13 protein-coding genes are annotated in these 18676 nt (G+C 70.8%); 8 read left to right on the top strand and 5 right to left on the bottom strand.

What is annotated here, in order from left to right:
- Nucleotides 1-41 precede the first annotated feature (41 nt).
- A complete protein-coding gene (locus DNK54_RS02565; RefSeq protein ID WP_110205358.1) occupies nucleotides 42-3167 on the top strand; it encodes a M4 family metallopeptidase in 3126 nt (1041 codons plus the stop codon).
- A 159-nt stretch (nucleotides 3168-3326) separates the two neighbouring features.
- Here DNK54_RS02565 and DNK54_RS02560 read toward each other — a convergent pair whose 3' ends face one another.
- Both DNK54_RS02560 and DNK54_RS02555 read right to left on the bottom strand, forming a co-directional pair.
- Nucleotides 3327-4223, bottom strand: coding sequence for a M56 family metallopeptidase (locus DNK54_RS02560; protein ID WP_110205357.1), 897 nt, complete (start codon nucleotides 4221-4223; stop codon nucleotides 3327-3329).
- A 6-nt stretch (nucleotides 4224-4229) separates the two neighbouring features.
- On the bottom strand, nucleotides 4230-4613 hold the full coding sequence (locus DNK54_RS02555; protein ID WP_110205356.1) for a BlaI/MecI/CopY family transcriptional regulator: 384 nt from the start codon (nucleotides 4611-4613) through the stop codon (nucleotides 4230-4232).
- A gap of 86 nt (nucleotides 4614-4699) precedes the next feature.
- Here DNK54_RS02555 and DNK54_RS02550 point away from each other — a divergent pair, with 86 nt between their 5' ends.
- The 6 genes from DNK54_RS02550 (at nucleotide 4700) to DNK54_RS02525 (ending at nucleotide 14366) form a co-directional block, all read left to right on the top strand.
- On the top strand, nucleotides 4700-6148 hold the full coding sequence (locus tag DNK54_RS02550; RefSeq protein WP_110205355.1) for a cytochrome ubiquinol oxidase subunit I: 1449 nt from the start codon (nucleotides 4700-4702) through the stop codon (nucleotides 6146-6148).
- A 74-nt stretch (nucleotides 6149-6222) separates the two neighbouring features.
- Nucleotides 6223-7254, top strand: coding sequence for a cytochrome d ubiquinol oxidase subunit II (gene cydB / locus DNK54_RS02545; protein ID WP_110205354.1), 1032 nt, complete (start codon nucleotides 6223-6225; stop codon nucleotides 7252-7254).
- Nucleotides 7254-10601, top strand: coding sequence for a thiol reductant ABC exporter subunit CydD (cydD, locus tag DNK54_RS02540; RefSeq protein ID WP_110205353.1), 3348 nt, complete (start codon nucleotides 7254-7256; stop codon nucleotides 10599-10601). The genes cydB and cydD overlap by 1 nt, the downstream gene beginning before the upstream one ends.
- A 63-nt stretch (nucleotides 10602-10664) precedes the next feature.
- Nucleotides 10665-12521, top strand: coding sequence for a sensor histidine kinase (locus DNK54_RS02535; protein ID WP_110205352.1), 1857 nt, complete (start codon nucleotides 10665-10667; stop codon nucleotides 12519-12521).
- Nucleotides 12518-13189 carry a response regulator gene (locus tag DNK54_RS02530; RefSeq protein WP_110205351.1) on the top strand — a complete coding sequence of 224 codons (672 nt, stop codon included), beginning with the start codon at nucleotides 12518-12520 and terminating at the stop codon, nucleotides 13187-13189. The genes DNK54_RS02535 and DNK54_RS02530 overlap by 4 nt, the downstream gene beginning before the upstream one ends.
- 121 nt (nucleotides 13190-13310) lie before the next feature.
- On the top strand, nucleotides 13311-14366 hold the full coding sequence (locus DNK54_RS02525) for a hypothetical protein (protein WP_110205350.1): 1056 nt from the start codon (nucleotides 13311-13313) through the stop codon (nucleotides 14364-14366).
- A gap of 63 nt (nucleotides 14367-14429) precedes the next feature.
- Here the strand turns inward: DNK54_RS02525 and DNK54_RS02520 are convergent, their stop codons facing one another.
- The 3 genes from DNK54_RS02520 to DNK54_RS02510 are packed head-to-tail and all read right to left on the bottom strand — an operon-like array spanning nucleotide 14430 to nucleotide 18034.
- Nucleotides 14430-16115 (bottom strand): ribonuclease J, encoded by a 1686-nt coding sequence (locus DNK54_RS02520; RefSeq protein ID WP_110205349.1) that lies wholly within the window; start codon nucleotides 16113-16115, stop codon nucleotides 14430-14432.
- A gap of 35 nt (nucleotides 16116-16150) precedes the next feature.
- A complete protein-coding gene (gene dapA / locus DNK54_RS02515) occupies nucleotides 16151-17059 on the bottom strand; it encodes a 4-hydroxy-tetrahydrodipicolinate synthase (protein ID WP_110205348.1) in 909 nt (302 codons plus the stop codon).
- Nucleotides 17060-17107: 48 nt separating this feature from the next.
- Nucleotides 17108-18034 (bottom strand): LLM class F420-dependent oxidoreductase, encoded by a 927-nt coding sequence (locus DNK54_RS02510; protein ID WP_110205347.1) that lies wholly within the window; start codon nucleotides 18032-18034, stop codon nucleotides 17108-17110.
- 56 nt (nucleotides 18035-18090) lie between these two features.
- Between DNK54_RS02510 and DNK54_RS02505 the strand changes: the two genes are divergently transcribed.
- Complete coding sequence (locus tag DNK54_RS02505; RefSeq protein ID WP_162602282.1) at nucleotides 18091-18672, top strand: hypothetical protein; 582 nt, start codon at nucleotides 18091-18093, stop codon at nucleotides 18670-18672.
- The last annotated feature ends 4 nt before the right edge of the window (nucleotides 18673-18676 follow it).

The raw sequence follows: 18676 nt of genomic DNA, 5'->3' as shown, positions 1-18676 counted from the left end.
CGGCGTGACCTCAACCCTTCCGAGCCTCTCGGAATAGCCTCATGAAGGGATCCACAGTGAAGAAGTTGATGCCAGGCGTAGCGCTGGCGATGGTGGGAGCGGGGCTGGTCGCAGTCCCGGCACTCACCGCACAAGCTGCTCCCCAGGGGCCGGACGCCACCGCGTCGCTGGTCCAGAAGATGCAGGCCGTCGCCGACGGCACCACCGTCGTCCAGAAGGAGCGGGCCACCGGCAAGGTCGGCTTCATCCGCGCCAAGGCCGATGGCGACCTGCTCCCGGGCAACTCCCAGGCTCCCGCAGCCAAGGCCGACGCCTACCTCGATACCTACGCGCAGGCGTTCGGCGCCCCGCGGGCCCAGCTCGTGCGGAGCGCGGTGACCAAGGGCGAGCACGGCACGGTCGTCGACTACGTGCAGACCTACAAGGGGGTCCCGGTCTTCGGTGGCATGCTGCGCGCCCACGTGGATGCCGACGGCGACCTGACCAGCGTCAACGGCGAGACCGTCCCCGGGCTGGACCTGTCCGTCACGCCGCGCTTCGACAAGGACGCCGCCGGCCAGCACGCGGTCAACGCGGTCAAGGCGGACCCGCCGGGCACGGACGGCAAGGCCGACCTCAAGGGCATCAAGGCCAAGACCAGCGAGCTGATGGTCTACCGCACCGGACTCGTCAAGGGCGAGACCGGCGACAACATGCTGGTCTGGCGCGTCGAGGTCACCAACGAGAAGAACGTGCGCGACATCGTCTTCGTCGACGCGATGACCAACAAACCGGTCAACCGCTACTCGATGATCCACGACGCGCTCGACCGCGCGGTCTACGAGGCCGACGAGGACCGCAACCTCACCCGCGTCTGGCAGGAGGGCGACGAGTTCCCCGGCGACCTCAACGAGGACCAGCAGAACCTGGTCAACTCGGCTGGCGAGGCCTACTGGTTCTTCAAGAACAGCTTCGACCGTGACTCCTATGACGGCAACGGCGCCCGGATGAACACGATCAACAACGATCCGGCCATCGAGTGCCCCAACGCCAACTGGAACGGCATCACCACCAACTACTGCAACGGCGTCACCTCCGACGACGTCGTCGCTCACGAGTGGGGCCACGCCTACACCGAGTACACCCACGGCCTGATCTACCAGTGGCAGGCCGGAGCGCTCAACGAGGCGTACTCCGACATCTGGGGCGAGACCATCGACCTCATCAACGGCCGCGAGGACGAGGGCGAGGGCAACCTCACCGTGAAGCGCCCGGTGGGCTTGTGCTCCACCAACTCGCCCGCGCTGCCGCTGCTCTCCATCAATGCGCCGTCCGACATCGCACGCGACTGCCTCACCGGCGGCGCCTCCTTCGGACAGCAGCTCGACGCCGAGGGCCTCACCGGCGACGTGGTCATCCCCACCGACGCGGTCGAGGACGGCGGCACGGCCACCGACGGCTGCTCGCCGTACGAGCAGGACGTCACCGGCAAGATCGTGATGGTCGACCGAGGGCTCTGCGCCTTCACCGACAAGGCCGTCATGGCCACGCAGGAGGGCGCCGCGGGCCTGATCATCGGAAACCGCGACGACTCCCCCATCGGGATGTCGGGTGACGACACCACGCTGGTGCCCACCGTCTCCATCGGGCTCACCGACCGCGAGGCGATCCGCACCGCGGTCGACGCAGGCAAGACGGTCAACGTCACCATGAAGGACGCCGGCGGCGAGCGCTACGACTCCTACCGCTGGCTGGTCGGCGAGAAGTCACCCGCCTTCGGCGGCGCCATCCGCGACATGTGGAACCCGAACTGCTACGGCGACCCGGGCAAGGTCTCGGACGCTGAGTACAAGTGCAGCACAGACGACAACGGCGGCGTGCACGGCAACTCCGGTGTGGCCAACCACGGCTACGCGCTGCTGGTCGACGGCGGCACGTTCAACGGCGTGACAGTGAAGGGCATCGGCCTCGACAAGGCGGCACACATCTACTTCACGGCGATGAACGAGTACCAGACCCCGGTCAGCGACTTCGTCGACCACGCCAACTCGCTGGAAGCCTCCTGCGCTCAGCTGACCGGCAAGCGGCTCACCAAGCTCAGCACCGCCGAGGCGACGAAGACCGCACTCAACGCGAAGATCGACGCCTCCGACTGCGAGCAGGTCGCTGCCATGGCACGCGCCATCGAGCTGCGCAAGGAGCCCACCCAGTGTGAGTTCCAGCCGCTGCTTCCCGACGAGGCCGGCGCTCCGTGCGGCAAGGGCTTCGACTCGCGCACCGTGTGGAGCGAGGACTTCGAGGACGGCCTGGACGGTTGGACCCAGGATGCGGAGATCCCCGAGGGCAGCCAGACCTTCGAATGGGAGAGCGAGGCCCAGGCCCCGTCCCACGACTCGATGACCGCCTTCGCTCCGGACCCGGCGTCGTACGGCGACTGCGTGCCCTTCAGCGGGGACTACTCCAGTGCCGCGTCGCTGATCAGCCCCGAGATCGTGATGCCGGCCGAGGGCGAGCACCCGCTGCTCTCCTTCGACCACTACGTCGCCACCGAGCTCGGCTACGACGGCGGCCTGGTGCGCGCGAAGATCAACGACGGCGACTTCGAGGACGTGCCGGCCGATGCGTTCGTGGTCAACGGCTACAACGACACGATGGAGCCCGCCCCCAACAACACCAGCCCGCTGGCTGGCCAGGAGGGCTTCACCGGCACCGACGGTGGTCAGCTGCACGGCAGCTGGAACACCAGCCGCATCGACCTTGAGGCCCTCGGCGCCGAGGCTGGCGACACGGTGCAGTTCTCCTTCGTGATGGGTCGTGACGGCTGCAACGGCTTCGACGGCTGGTACGTCGACGACGTCGAGCTGACCGTCTGCGACGTGGCGCCGGTGACCGAGCCGGTCGCCTCCACCACCAAGGCGACGGCCAAGCCCAAGAAGATCGCGAGCAAGAAGAAGAGCGCGAAGGTCACCGTTACCGTCAAGGCCGGCGAGCTGACCCCGACCGGCAAGGTGACCATCACCTTGAAGGGCAAGGTTGTCGCCAAGGGCACGCTGACCGACGGCAAGGCGGTCCTGACCGTCAAGGGCAAGAAGCTCAAGAAGGGCAAGAACAAGCTGGTCGCGACCTACGCGGGCAACGACGAGGTGAAGTCGAGCTCGGCGAAGTTCACGATCAAACGGAAGAAGTAGCAGCACCCACGGCGGCGGCGTCCCGGTCTCACCGGGGCGCCGCCGTTCTCCTTGCCGCGCCCCGTCGAGTTCGCGCAAATAGCGCGTTCAGTGTGCGCAAATGCCGCGCCCGGCGTGCAATTTGCGCACAGTCAAGGGGTCATTTGCGCGAACTCGCGGCTAGGGGCGCAGGGCGGTGAGCCAGGGGACGACGACGAAGGCGGTAGGGAGCACGAGCACGCCGACTGCGAGCGCGCTGAGCAGCGCCGCCTGGACCCGTCGGGGGCGCGGGTCCGCCAGCAGCTCCACGCGGGTGAGCAGGCCACCTCCCCCGAGAGCGGTGTCGTTGCCCCCGGCGCCCAAGGCAGCCTCGGGCGCCCGCCCCTCGGCCAGCTGGACCAGCGCCCGTCCGAGGGCCTGACGGCCCGCCGCACGTACGGCGACCCGGTCGGCGAGCACCTCGACCAACAGACGTACCTCTCGCAGGGCTGCGTCGCTGGAGACCCACCGGGGGAACGCCTCGCGCAGCGCGCTGAAGGCCTCGAGCACCAGATCGTGGCGGGCACGCAGGTGGGCGCGCTCGTGCTCGAGCACCGCATCCAGCTCGTCAGGCGTCAGGACGCCCCGCGCGCCCTCACTCACCACGATGCGCTGGCCGCCGAAGCCCGGAATGCAGTAGGCGACGGGCACCTCGTGCTCGATGAAGCGGATCCGCCCGCCGGTGCGGCCGGCACGCGAGATCACATCGAGCTGAGCCCGGTGCCGACGGCGGATGGCGCGAAGCGACGTACCCACCCGGTGTGCACTCAGGAGCAGCCGCGCCACCACGAGCAGGGTCACTCCCAACGCAATGACCGCGACCGTCCAGGCGACCGGGTCCGGCGCACGCCGCCACGCGTGGTGGGTGACCAGGGCCAGGCCGGCTCCGAGAGCCGCCAGCACCGCGGCGGCCGCCACGCTCTGCCAGAGCACCAGCGCGGCGACGGGGGTGCGGCGTACCCACGGGAGGCGGGCCAGGACGGCCGGGACCGGCCCCGCGAAGAGCACGGCCAGCACAGCCAGGAGCAGCGGGGTCATGGAGCGTCAGGCTCCGTCGAGCTTGGCGAGCGCGGCGCGCAGCGCCTCCACGTCCTCCGCCGAGGCGTCGGAGACGAAGGCGGCCAGGGCGGTACGGCGGTCGTGGCTGGCGAACTCCTCGAGGGTGTCGCGCATCAGGTCGGCGGTCATCTCGCCCCGGGTACCCCGGGCGCGGTACCGGTAGGCCCGCCCGTCCCGCTCCTGGTGGACGAGCTCCTTGCGGGCCAGCCGGTCCATCACCGTCATCACGGTCGTGTAGGCGATGTCGCGCTCCTCCGCGAGCTGGGCGTGCACCTCGCGGACCGTCAGCGACGCGCCGTCCGGGATGGCCCAGAGCGCCTCCATCACGGAGCGTTCCAGGTCACCGATGTTGCCGCGCGTCTTCGCCATGGCCCCGATTGTACCTACGGCTGACCACGTACTACGCTCGGTAGTAATTACTACGCGTCGTAGTAGACCGTCCTGGAGGTAACCCCGTGGAAGTCCTCGACATCGCCCGGTGGCAGTTCGGCATCATCACCGTCTACCACTTCCTCTTCGTGCCGATCACCATCGGTCTGACCGCCATCGTGGCGGCCTTCGAGACCATCTGGGTGGTCAAGAAGGACCCGGCGTACCTGCGCCTGACCAAGTTCTTCGGCAAGCTGCTGCTCATCAACTTCGCCATCGGCGTGGTGACCGGCATCGTGCAGGAGTTCCAGTTCGGCATGAACTGGTCGGACTACTCCCGCTTCGTCGGCGACGTCTTCGGCGCTCCCCTGGCGATCGAGGGACTGCTTGCCTTCTTCCTCGAGTCGACCTTCCTCGGGCTGTGGATCTTCGGGTGGGACAAGCTGCCGCGAGCCCTGCACGCGGGCTGCATGTGGATCGTGCACATCGGCACGCTCTTCTCGTCGTGGTTCATCCTGGCGGCCAACTCGTGGATGCAGCACCCGGTCGGCCACACCTACAACCCCGAGACCGGCCGTGCGGAGCTGACCGACTTCTGGGCCGTCATGTTCAACAAGGTCCAGCTCGTCGCCTTCCCCCACGTCATCACGGCCGCCTACATGACCGGCGGCGCCTTCGTGCTCGGCGTCTCGGCGTGGCTCTACCTGCGCCGGCGCACCAACGACGAGGACCGTGGTCTCTATCGCAAGGCGATCCGCATCGGTGCCGCTGTCACGCTTGTCGCCGGCCTCGGCGTCGCGATCACGGGTGACCTCCAGGGCAAGGTGATGACGGAGGTGCAGCCCATGAAGATGGCTGCCGCCGAGGGCTTGTACGAGACCTCGGAGAGCTGCGCGCCGTTCTCGGTCTTCACCGTCGGCACCCCCGACGGCAAGGAGGAGAAGTTCGCGGTCACGGTGCCCTGCCTGCTCTCGTTCCTGGGCACCGGCACCTTCGACGGCAAGGTGGAGGGGATCAACCCGCTCCGCGAGAAGTACGCCGACACCTACGGCACCGACCCCGGCGCCGAGTACTTCCACCCGACCGACTACGTGCCGGTCATCCCGGTCACCTACTGGAGCTTCCGCTTCATGATCGGCCTCGGCGTCCTGGCCGCCTTCGGCGCCGCGTTGATCCTGTGGGCGACGCGCGGCGACCGTCGTCCGACGCAGCGCTGGTGGGGCTGGATCGCGCTGGCCATCCCGGTGGTCACCGTGCTGGGCAGCTCGTTCGGCTGGATCTTCACCGAGATGGGCCGCCAGCCGTGGGTCGTCTACGGCCTGATGACCACCGAGAACGCCGTCTCGCCAGGCGTCTCGGTCGGCGAGGCGCTCACCTCGGTGATCACGCTGACGCTCCTGTACGCAGCGTTGGCCGTGGTCGAGTTCGGGCTCCTGGCCCGCTACATCCGCAAGGGGGCGGAGCCGTTCGTCGAGCCCCCGGACCCGTCGCGCGAGCAGGACAGCGAGGACGCCCCGATGACCTTCGCCTACTGATCTCGACAGGCTCGATCACCGGATCTCGACAGGCTCGATCACCGAAAAGGCTCGATCACCGAAAAGGGAATGCCATGGAACTCACCACCGTCTGGTTCATCCTCATCGCCGTCCTGTGGATCGGCTACTTCACCCTCGAAGGGTTCGACTTCGGCGTCGGCATGCTGCTGCCCGTGCTCTCCCGCAACGAGACCGAGCGGCGGGTGCTGATCAACACCATCGGCCCGGTCTGGGACGGCAACGAGGTCTGGCTGCTGGTCGCGGGCGGGGCCACCTTCGCGGCCTTCCCCGAGTGGTACGCGACGCTCTTCAGCGGCTTCTACCTGCCCCTGTTGCTCATCCTGGTCGCCTTGATCCTGCGCGGGCTCGCCTTCGAGTACCGACACAAGCGCGAGGAGTCGCACTGGAAGGCCAACTGGGACAAGGCGATCTTCTTCGGCTCGCTGGTGCCCGCCTTCCTGTGGGGCGTCGCGTTCGCCAACATCGTGCGCGGGGTGCCGATCGACGCCGACTTCGAGTACACCGGGACGCTCTTCACCCTGCTCAACCCGCACGCCCTGCTCGGCGGTGTCGTCACGCTGCTGCTCTTCCTCACCCACGGTGCCTTCTTCATCGCCCTGAAGACGGTCGGCGACATCAGGCACCGGGCCCGGACGCTGGGCATCCGGACCGGCCTCGGTGCCGCCGTCGCAGCCGTGGCGTTCCTTGCCTGGACCCAGGCCGAGACCGGCAACGGTCGCTCGCTCGCGGCCTTCGCCGCCGCTGCGGTGCTGCTCCTGGGCGCGCTGGCGACCGCCGCGCGCGGACGTGAGGGATGGGCCTTCACCGGAACGTTCGCGGCGATCGGGCTGGCGGTCACGGGCCTCTTCCTGGCCCTCTTCCCGGCCGTGATGCCGTCGAGCACCGACGCGGCGTTCTCGCTCACCACCACCAACGCATCGGCTACCAGCTACACCCTGGAGGTGATGAGCTGGGTGGCCCTCGCCTTCACCCCTCTGGTGATCGGCTACCAGGCGTGGAGCTACTGGGTCTTCCGCAAGCGGATCGGCACCCAGCACATCCCGGTCGAGGTGGCCGTCCCCGAGCTCGCGGCGGAGCAGGGCTGATGAAGCCCGTCGACCCCCAGGTGCTGCCGCTGCTGCGGCCCGCGGTCCGGCCGCTGAGCGCGGTGCTGGCCGGGAACGTCGTGGTGGCCCTGCTCGTGGTCGGTCAGGCGTTCGCCGTCGCGTCCCTGGTCGCCGGACTGCTGGCCGACCCGACAGGCGGCTGGCAGACCCCGGCACTCTGGGTGGTCGCCTTCGGCGTGGCCCGGTACGCCGTCGCCTGGGTGGTCGAGTACGCCGCGGCGCGCGCGGCGACCCGGGTCGGGCGGCACCTGCGCGAGCAGGTGCTGCGCCACACCCTGGAACTGCCTGCGACCAGCCTGGCCACGCGGCGTACGGGTGCCCTGGCGACGTTGGCAACGCGTGGGGTGACCGCGGTCGAGCCCTACGTGACCCGTTACCTGCCCGCGTTGGTGCTCGGCGTCCTGCTGCCGGTGGTCACGGTCATCGCCATCGCCACCCAGGACCTGTGGAGCGCGCTGATCGTGGTGGCGACGCTCCCCCTGGTGCCGGTCTTCGCGGTCCTGGTGGGGATGGCGACCCGAGACCGTGCCGACCGCGAGTGGCGGGCGCTGAGCCAGCTGGCCGGGCACTTCCTGGACGTGGTGAAGGGGCTGCCCACGCTGGTGACGCACCGTCGCGCGCACGCCCAGGTGGAGCGGATCCGCGAAGTCACCGATCGCTACCGGCGCGCCTCCCGGGCGACGCTGCGGATCGCCTTCGCCTCCTCCGCGGTGCTGGAGCTGATCGCGACGATCTCGGTGGCCCTGGTGGCGGTCTGCGTCGGACTCCGCCTCGCCGCCGGTGGCCTGGAGCTGCAGGTCGCCCTGACCGTGCTGCTGCTCGCGCCCGAGGCGTACTGGCCACTGCGTCGGGTCGGTGCGGAGTTCCACGCTGCCGCCGAAGGCACCGCCGCCTTCGAGGAGATCCGGGAGCTGCTGGCGTCACCGGTCCCGACCCCCGGTGACGAGCTGCCTACCGGTGGAGCACCCACGCTGGAGCTGCGCGGCCTCGCGGTCGGATGGCCCGAACGGCCCGCCGTGGTCCGTGACCTCACTGCCACCCTGCCCCCGGGCGTGACTGCCGTGGTCGGGCCGTCGGGCTGCGGCAAGAGCACCCTCCTGCAGGCCCTGCTGGGCGAGCTCCCCGCCGCGCAGGGCCGGATCTTCGTGAACGGCCTGCCCCTCGACGAGCTGGACCCGATGGCCTGGCGTGCGCAGGTGGCCTACCTCCCCCAGCGTCCGTGGCTCACCCCGGAGCCGATCGCGGCGAACCTGCGCTTCGGCGCGCCGGAGGCCAGTGACGCTCAGCTGTGGCACGCGCTCGAGGTGGTCGGGCTGCGGACCGATGTGCTGGCGCTCCCGGCAGGGCTGGAGACCCCCCTCGGCGAGGACGGTGCCGGCCTGTCGGCCGGCCAGCGTGCCCGTCTCGCGGTGGCCCGGGTGCTGCTGAGCGACCGCCCGGTGGTGCTGCTCGACGAGCCGTCGGCCCACCTCGACCCGGCCAGCGAGGCGCTGCTGTTGCAGGCCGTGGCCGATCTCGGCCGTACCCGCACCGTCCTGGTCGTCGCCCACCGCCCGGCGGTGGAGAGCGCAGCCGATCAGGTGCTCCGCCTCCCCGGAACCGCACCTCGTCGCAACCCCGGCACGCACGCCGCACCACCCCTCCCCCGAACCACCCCTCCGGCGATCGTGGAGCGACGCCCCCTCGTGGCCGAGCCCGCGGCCCGCAACCCGCGGAGCAGCACCCAGGCTCCGGGCAGGGCGCGCCTGCGCTGGTCGCTCGCCGTCCTCCTCGGCGTGCTGGCCGCCGCGTCCGGCGTCGCCCTCACCGCGACCGCGGGCTGGCTGATCGCCCGCAGCGCCGAACAGCCCCCGGTCATGGTGCTGACCGTCGCCATCGTCGGCGTCCGGACCTTCGGCCTCGCCCGCCCCGTGCTCCGGTGGCTGGAGCGGCTCCTCGCACACGACGTGGCGCTGCAGGTGCTGGCCGACCGCCGCGCCGCGGTGTACGCCGCCCTGGTCCCCCTCGCACCGGCTCGGCTGGGCCGCCGGGGCGACCTGCTCGGCGGTGTCGTCGACGACGTCGACGCGCTGGTCGACGAGCGGTTGCGGGTCCGGCTTCCGATCCTCGTCTGGCTGGGCGTGACGACGCTGGCGAGCGGTGTCACATGGTGGATCCTCCCTGCCGGTGCCCCGGTCGTCGCGGCGGTCACCTTGGTCGGCGGTCTCCTCGCGTACGGCGGCAGCCGGCTCGGGGCCCGGCGCCACGAGACCGCACTGGTGGGGCTCCGCGGCGACGTGGGCCGCCGGGTCCACGACCTGATCGCCGATGCCCGACCGCTGGTGCAGTGGCAACAGGCGACCGCGCGGCTGACCGAGCTGACCATGGTCGACAGACGCCTCGGAGGCGAGGTGACCGCATCGGCGCGCACCACCGCGACCGCCCGGGCAGGCGCCGGCCTCCTTGCCGTCGCCGGCGTGGCCCTGATGGCCCTGATGCTGGCGCAACCTCTGTCGGACGGCGCGGTCTCGGCGCCGATGGCGGCGCTGGCGTTGCTGCTCCCCCTCGCCCTGGTGGAGGTGACTGCTCCCCTGGCCGACGCCGGTGCGCTCGCGGTGCGCACCCGCGCCGCCCGAGCCCGGCTGGACGCGCTGACCGCGCAGCAGCCCGCCGTGGCCGATCCAGAGCAGCCCCGGCGACTTCCCGAGGGGCCCGCCGACGTACGACTGGTGGGCACAGCAGCACGCTGGGAAGCGGCCGCGCCGCGCGTCGTCCTGCCCGACCTCCACCTCGAGCCCGGTACGCGGGTCGGTGTCCAGGGACCGTCGGGCAGCGGCAAGTCGACCCTTGCCGCGGTCCTGGCCCGACACATCGCCCCCGAGACGGGGAGGCACACCGTGCACGAGCTGCCGTGCGAGGACCTGCTCCTCGACGACGTCCGTGCGACCGTCGGCCATCTCGCCGACGATCCGCACGTCTTCGCTTCGAGTGTCGCGGAGAACGTCCGGCTGGCCAGGCCGGGCGCGACCGACGACGAGGTGCGGGCCGCACTGACGGCCGCCAGCCTGGCGGAGTGGGTGGACACGCTGCCCGACGGCATCCACACCCATGTGGGCGAGGGCGCCGCAGCGGTCTCCGGCGGCGAGCGGGCCCGCTTGGGGGTGGCGCGTGCCCTGCTGGCCGACACGCCGGTGCTCGTGCTCGACGAGCCCACGGCCCATCTCGATGTCGAGACCGCCGATGCAGTTGCCGCCACCCTGCTGGCCGAGACGTCGGGCCGGTCGCTCGTGTGGATCAGCCACGACGGCGTCGGCCAGGAGAGCATGGACGCACTCGTCCGTCTGTGAGCACGCGTGCTGAGATCGGGCAAGCGCCGAGCAGCGGCGGCGAAACTCTGGTAGCAACCTGCCATGAGGTTCGACGGATCGGTGGAGCCGACCGTGACCGTGGTGGTCACGGGCACCTGGGCGACGCTCTTCCTCGGCGAGCCGTTCGGCCCCGCGTACGCCGTGGTCCCGGTGCTCATGCTGGCCGCCCACTTCGCGCCGGCACGGAGCCTCCCGGCCGTGCTGCTGCTCGGCGTCGCGAGCCTGGCCGCCCTCTCGTTCGGCCTGCCCTACGGCGGGCTCGAGCTGGTGGTGCCCTCGGGGGTTGTGCTCGGCTGGGCGGGTCGCGCCGCACCGACACCGTGGCCCGGACTGCTGGGGGTGGGCCTGGTCGCCGTGCCCGCCGCGTGCCGCGACGGCTTCACCCCGGGCAAGCTCACTGTCTGCCTGCTGGTCTTCGGCACGATGTGGGTGCTCGGCCGGGTGGTCCGGCACCGGGTCCGAGCATCGGAGCGAGCCGTCGCCGAGGAGCACCATCTCGCCACCACCGACCCTGGTCACCTCGCCGGCCCGCACACCCAGGCCGAACGGCGTCGCGTGGCCGACAGCGCCGCCCGCCAGCTGCGCCAGGCGGTTGCCGACCTGCTGGCCGACATCGACGCGCTGCTGCGGCTCGACGCCCCCACCCGGGAGCAGGTCGGCCGGGTCCGGCGGCGCGGCGCCGAGACGGTCGAGGAGCTCCGTCGGATGCTGCTGCTCCTCCGCTCCGAGCCGGCTCCCGCACCGCCCGAACCAGCACCGGCGCCGCACCCGTGGCGCGGTGACCTCCTCCTCGCCGCGGCGGCGGCACTGATCGCCGGCCTCACCTTGTGGCGGATGCCCGGCTGGGTCGACCACCGCTGGCTCCTCCTCACCGACACCGGGGTGATCCTCGCCCTGGCTCTCCGCCGTACGGCGCCTCTCGGCGCAGCCCTGGTCCTCGCCGGTGCCACGGCCCCCCTGGTCGCCCACCCGCCGGCAGACCCCGACGCACTGCTGCTGGTGGCACTGGCCGATGCCGCGGTGGTGATGACGCTCGCCAACCACGCGGGCCGAGGCGCGCCGTACCTGCTGGTGCTGGTCGGTGCGGTCTCGGTAGCGCTCGGCCTCCGCTTCGACGTCGACGGCACCGCGTTCATCACCGTCACCCTGCTGCTCTCCTTCGCCGTCGGCCGGGCCTGGGACCAGCCGGACCAGATCAGGCAGCGCGCCCAGGCGCGCAGCATGCTCCTGCAGGCCAAGCTGGCCCGCGCGACCGCGGAGGCGGTTTACGAAGAGCGCCTCCGGATCGCCCGGGACCTCCACGATGCGACCGGCCACGCCGTGGGCGTGCTGCTGATGCAGTTGAGCGCCGCCGAGGCCCAGGTCGAGACGGATCCGGCGAAAGCACGCGTTGCCTTGGAGACAGCTCGAGCCGCCGGCGAGCAGGCAAGGATCGCCAGCAACCCACTGCTGCCCGCGCTCGGTGACGACGGCCTCGACGCCGCCAGCCTCCGTCCCGAGCTCCTGGCACTGGTCGACCAGTGGCGCAGCTCCGGCATGGCCGTGACCGCGGAGCTCGCGGAGGAGCTGCCGGCCTCGCCCGAGCTCGCGGTGACCTGCTACCGGGTCGTGCAGGAGGCGCTGACCAACTGCGCCAAGCACGCACCGGGCGCCGTTGTGAGGGTCGGTGTCTCGGTCGTCGGGCGGCATCTCTTCGTCGAAGTCGAAGACACAGGTGCCACCTCGCCGATAGCGTCGGCCCACGGCGGTGGGCTGGGACTCCCCGGACTGCGTGAGCGGGTCGGGGCGGGAGCCGGCCACTTCGTCGCCGGTCCGACCGGGGACGGCGGGCACCGGGTGTCCGCACGCCTTCCCCTTCCCCTGCAGACCCGCACCCACGAATCTCGGAGCCGTTCATGATCAGCGTGGTGGTCGCCGACGACCTGCCTCTCGTCCGCAACGGGATCCGCACGGTCCTCGACGCGGAGCCCGACATCACCGTCGTCGCCGAGGCCGAGCACGGCCTGCAGGCCGCCGACCTGGCCGCCCAGCACGACGCCGACGTGGTGCTCATGGACGTGCAGATGCCCGGCCACGACGGACTTGCCGGGCTCGACTCGATCCTGGAGCGCGGGCTGCGTACCGCCGTCGTCATGCTCACGCTCTACGACCTCGACGAGTACGTGACCGGCGCGCTGCGAGCAGGGGCGGCGGGATTCCTGCTGAAGACGAGCTCGCCGGAGGAGATCGCCGCGGCGGTGCGCGACGCCCACGCCGGCCGACTGGTCTTCTCGCGCGCGGTCAGCGAGCGGCTGGTCGATGCGTACGTCAACCGGCCCGACACGCAGGCCGAGGGCCTGCGCACCCTCGTCGACCGGCTCAGCGAGCGGGAGCTGGAGGTCTGGCACGCCTTGGCCGACGGTCTGTCCAACGTCGAGATCTCCCAGCGCCTCCATCTGAGCGAGGCCACCGTCAAGACCTACGTGACCCGGCTGCTCACCAAGCTCGAGGTCCGGGACCGGGTGCAGGCCGTCGTCCTGGCCTTCCAGACCGGGCTACGTGGGCCGGAGACGTCAGCCGAAGGTTGATCCGGAGTCACGACCTTCGGGCGACGCGCTGGTCCAGACCACATACCTAGACTCGGCGACCCGCGCTGCTCGCATCAGGCGACGCCGCGGTCTTCCATCTCTCGGCCGAAGGAGCTCCTCCATGGGTCTGCGCACCCATCTGCGTACTGCTGCCACGATCGTGGCGACCACCGTCGTCGCCGCCCTGCTCACCGCACCGAGCGCCACCGCGCGACCGTGCGCTGACTGCAACGACCCGGATCTGCCCGGCGACGGCGGCGGTCCGAACTGCCCGACGATCGCCGCCACCGCCGATCCCTACATCCAGACACCGGTCAGCCCCGCGGCCGTCAAGGTCGGCACGACCGTCACGGCCAGGACCGGCACGTGGAACAGCAACACCAAGTCCATGAAGGCCACCTGGTACGTCGGCGGGTCGCCGGCCACCGCTGCCGGGGACTGGGGCTCCTACGTCGACAACCGCACGGTCAGCTTCACCGTCCGGGCCGAGGACGTCGGCAAGCCGGTCCGCCTGTGGGTTCGCGGCTTCGGCTCCAACACGCAGTGCTACAAGAGCGAGTACTCCGACGACACGGCAGTGGTGACGCCCGGCGACGCACCGGTCGCCGGCACGCCGCCCGTCGTCACCGGAAGCCCGGTGTTCGGGGCGACCCTGAGCGCCGGCGACGGTGCCTGGAGCCCGGCGGTCACCAGCGTTTCCCGCCAGTGGATGCGGGACGGCCAACCGATCGTCGGCGCGACCGGGGCGACGTACGTCGTAGGGCTGCTCGACCTGGGCACCACCCTCTCGCTGACCACCACCGGCCGCCTGGCCGGGTACGCCGACGGGAGCGTGACCACGACCGTCGGCACCGTGCAGCTCGCCGCCGCACCGACCTGGACCGGAGGGAAGGTCGGGCTCAAGGGCAAGGACAGGATCAAGAAGAAGCTGAAGGTCGCGCTCGGTGCGAAGAAGCTGCGCCTGGGTGCCGCTGCGCCCGACGCCGTCCTCACCTACCAGTGGCTGCGCAACGGCAAGGCGCTCGCCGCCGAGACCACCCGCAGGCATCGGGTCGTCAAGGCCGACCGCAAGAAGAAGCTGTCGGTGCGGATCACCCTGACCCGCCCCGGCCACCAGCCGCTGACCGTCACCACCAAGGCAGTGAAGATCAAGAACAACGGGCGCAAGGTCAGCTGACCGCAGCGCCGACTCCGCTCGGAGGTCGGGCCCTTCGAGACCGAAGGGCCCGACCTGCGTCCGTCAGACCTCCAGCACGACCGGGACGATCATCGGGCGGCGCCGGTGGGTGTTGGAGACCCAGCGGCCGATCACCCGGCGCATCTGCTGCTGCAGCTGGTGGGTGTCGGAGACACCCTCCCCCAGTGCCCGCTGCAGGACGTCGACCAGCGGCTGCTTGATCTCGTCGAAGGTCGCATCGTTCTCGGCGAAGCCGCGAGCGTGGATCTCCAGGTCGCCGACCACCTTGCCGCTGACCGTGTCGACCACGGCGATGACGGAGATGAAGCCTTCTTCGCCGAGGATGCGGCGGTCCTTGAGGGACGCCTCGGTGATGTCGCCGACCGACTGGCCGTCGACGAAGACGTAGCCGCACTCCACCTTGCCGGCGATCTCGGCCTTGCCGTCGACCAGGTCGACGACGACGCCGTCCTCAGCGATGACCACGTTCTCCACGCCCGTGGCGCGGGCCAGCTCGGCGTTGGCCAGCATGTGCCGGATCTCGCCGTGCACCGGCAGCACGTTGCGCGGCTTGACGATGTTGTAGCAGTAGAGCAGCTCACCGGCACTGGCATGCCCCGAGACGTGCACCAACGCGTTGCCCTTGTGCACCACGCGGGCGCCCCATCGGGAGAGCCCGTTGATGACCCGGTAGACGGCGTTCTCGTTGCCCGGGATCAGCGACGAGGCCAGGACGACGGTGTCGCCCTCCTCGATATGCACGAAGTTGTGGCTGCGCTGGGCGATCCGGCTGAGCGCCGAGAGCGGCTCTCCCTGGGAGCCGGTGGAGATGAGCACCTGACGCTCGGGCGGCAGGTCGGCCAGCTCCTTGGCGTCCACGACGACACCCGGCGGCACCGTGAGGTACCCGAGGTCACGGGCGACCGCCATGTTGCGCACCATCGAGCGGCCCACCCAGGCGACCTTGCGGTTGTGGGCGACAGCAGCGTCGAGCACCTGCTGGACCCGGTGCACATGGGAGGCGAAGCAGGCGACGATGATCCGCTGGCTGCTCTCGTGGAAGACCCGGTCGAGCACCGGGGTGATCGACTTCTCCGCGGTGGTGAAGCCCGGCACCTCGGCGTTGGTCGAGTCGGTCATGAAGAGGTCGACGCCCTCCTCACCGAGGCGGGCGAAGGCCCGGAGGTCGGTGATCCGACCGTCGAGCGGCAGCTGGTCCATCTTGAAGTCGCCGGTGTGCAGCACCATCCCCGCACCGGTGCGGATCGCGACCGCGAGAGCGTCGGGGATGGAGTGGTTGACCGCCACGAACTCGAGGTCGAACGGCCCGAACTGGATCCGCTGCCCCTCCTTCACGACGTGGTGCACGGTCTCGCGGAGCCGGTGCTCGCGGAGCTTCGAGCCGAGCAGCGCCAGGGTGAGCTCCGAGCCGACCAGGGGGATGTCCTGGCGCTCGCGCAGCAGGTACGGCGTCGCGCCGATGTGGTCCTCGTGGCCGTGCGTGAGCACCAGCGCCTCGACCTGGTCGAGCCGGTCGCGGATGGAGGTGAAGTCCGGGAGGATCAGGTCGACGCCCGGGTGGTGGTCCTCGGGGAAGAGCACGCCGCAGTCGACGATCAGCAGCCGGCCGTCGTACTCGAAGACGGTCATGTTGCGGCCGACCTCGCCGAGGCCGCCGAGCGGCGTGATCCGCAGGCCGCCGGCCGGCAGCGCGCCAGGTTCGGTCAGTTCAGGATGGGGATGGCTCATCTACTCCTCTAATCGCAGGTCGGGACCGCAGCGGCTCAGGCCGGAAGCAGTCCGGACGCCGAGAGTCCGGCCCGGAGGGCGGCGTACTCGTCGTCATCGAGCGGCACGAGCGGGCTTCGCACATGCCGGTTGTCGAGCACGCCCAGCAACTGCAAGGTCGCCTTGGCGGTCGTCGCTCCGTAGTTGGGGACGCCCATGATGGCGTCGATCGCGGGGAGCATCCGCGAGAAGATCTGTCGCGCACCTGCGCTGTCGCCCGCGAACCAGGCGTCGTGCATGGCGCGGAGCTGGTCACCGGCGGCGTGGCCGGCGACCGAGACGAAGCCGACGGCGCCGTGTGCCAGCCAGCCGAGGTTGTTGCCGTCATCGCCGGAGTAGACCGCCAGGCCGAGCTCCTCGGAGAGCCGCAGGCCACGGACGAAGTCGCCGACCGCGTCCTTGACCGCGACGACCTTCTCCCACTCCGCGGCGACCCGGTAGGTGTCGAAGGCGATCGTCGTGCCGGTGCGGCTCGGGACGTCGTACAGCATCACCGGGAGGTCGCTGGCGGCGACGACCTGCTCGAAGTGGTGCAGCAGGCCCCGCTGGCTCGGCTTGTTGTAGTACGGCGTCACGAGGAGCACGCCGTCGGCGCCCCGCTCCTGCGCCTGGCGGGCCAGCTCGACCGAGTGCACCGTCGTGTTCGTGCCGACGCCGGCGACGATCTTGATCTCCGGGCCGACCGCGGCACGCACCGCGGCGAGGATCTCGCCGTCCTCCTCGACGGTGGTGGTCGGTGACTCCCCGGTGGTGCCGGAGACGACCAGCCCGTCGTGACCGTGCGTCACCAGGTGGTCGGCGATCCGTGCGGTGCCGTCGAAGTCGATCGACCCATCGGCATGGAAGGCCGTGGCCATCGCGGTCAGCACGTGTCCGAAGGGAGCCTCGGGGGCAGCGGAGGTCATGGCAGGAGGTTATCCCTCATCGGCCGGTGAGGTGTGGACGGGCCGGGCTCACACGTGCGGCATGACCTGATCGGCGACGAGGTCGAGGTGGTCGAGGTCGGCCAGGTCGAGCACCTGGAGGTAGATCCGCTGTGCACCCTCCGCGCCGTAGGCGCGGATCTTGGCGACCACCTCGTCGGGAGTGCCGGCCAGCCCGTTCTCCCGCAGCTCCTCGACCTCGCGGCCGATCCGCGCAGCGCGGCGGGCGATCTCGGCCTCGTCGCGGCCGACACAGACCACCAGCGCGTTCGACCACGTCAGGGAGGCCGGGTCCCGCCCGATCGAGCCGCACGCCTCCCGGACGCGGGCGAACTGGGTCCGGGTGGTCTCCAGGGAGACGAACGGGAGGTTGAACTCGTCGGCGAAGCGGGCGGCGAGTGCCGGCGTACGCCGCTTGCCCAGGCCGCCGATCAGCACCGGCGGGTGCGGCGTCTGGACCGGCTTCGGCAGCGCCGGCGAGTCGGCGAGTCGGTAGTGACGACCGGCGAAGTCATAGCTGTCGCCGAACGGGGTGCGCCACAGGCCGGTGATGATCTCCAGCTGCTCCTCGAACCGGTCGAACCGCTCGGTGGTGTCGGGGAACGGGATGCCGTACTTCGTGTGCTCGGCCTCGAACCACCCGGCGCCGATGCCGAGTTCGACACGGCCGCCGCTCATCTGGTCGACACCCGCGACCTGGATGGCCAGCACACCGGGGTGCCGGAAGGTCGCCGAGGTCATCATCGTGCCGAGTCGGATCGTCTCGGTGTCTCGCGCCAGTCCCGCGAGGGTGGTCCACGCGTCGCTGGGCCCAGGATGCCCCGGCGTGCCCATGCCCAGGTAGTGATCGGAGCGGAAGAAGGCTCCGAACCCGAGTCGCTCCGCGGCCCGCGCGACTGCCAGGAGATCGTCGTAGGTGGCGCCCTGCTGGGGCTCGGTGAAGATCCTCAACTCCATGGCTCAACCCTCGCATCTATCCCCAAGGGCGCCGCTGTGCCCCTACTCTGTCGGCCATGGGTTGGCAGGCGCGAGCGGTCACGAGTGGCCGCGTGTGGTTCGTCGGAGTGCTGGTGCTGGCTCTGGTCGGCGGCTGGTGGTTCGGCGGCGGACGGGCGCTGGGAGCGGTCACCGTCGAGACGGTCGCCTCCCCCGACTGCTCCGGAACCCGTGTCGTGCGCGCCCCCTGGGACGGCCAGCGGGTGCAGGCGGTCGAGCTCCGTCGCACGATGGACTGCACACTCGCACTGCGGATCCGCAACGACTCCTGGGTGCCCGTCACCCTCGACGAACTCCGCCTCCCGCTGATGGGCCCCGACGCGGGGGCGGCCGTCCGCGTCGAGACGGTGCAGATCGATGGCACCGAGGAGCGCCCCCTCCCCCGCGGCGTGGCCGCCGTCTTCCCACTCGACCGCCGCCTGGGCCGCGACTCCACGCTCGACGTGACGGTCCGCTACACCTACCGCCCCGACGGCTGTACGGCGCTCGGCGTCCTCCAGGTGCCGGCCGCACGGGTGCCGACCGGCTTCCTCCTGCGATCGCGGGCGGTGCAGGCGGAGCCGGTGCACTTCGCAGGCACGACCGAGACGAACTGCTGATCCA

Source organism: Nocardioides daejeonensis, assembly GCF_003194585.1.
In the GTDB taxonomy this organism is placed as follows: Bacteria; Actinomycetota; Actinomycetes; order Propionibacteriales; family Nocardioidaceae; genus Nocardioides; species Nocardioides daejeonensis.
This window is presented reverse-complemented; position numbering and strand designations above follow the sequence as displayed.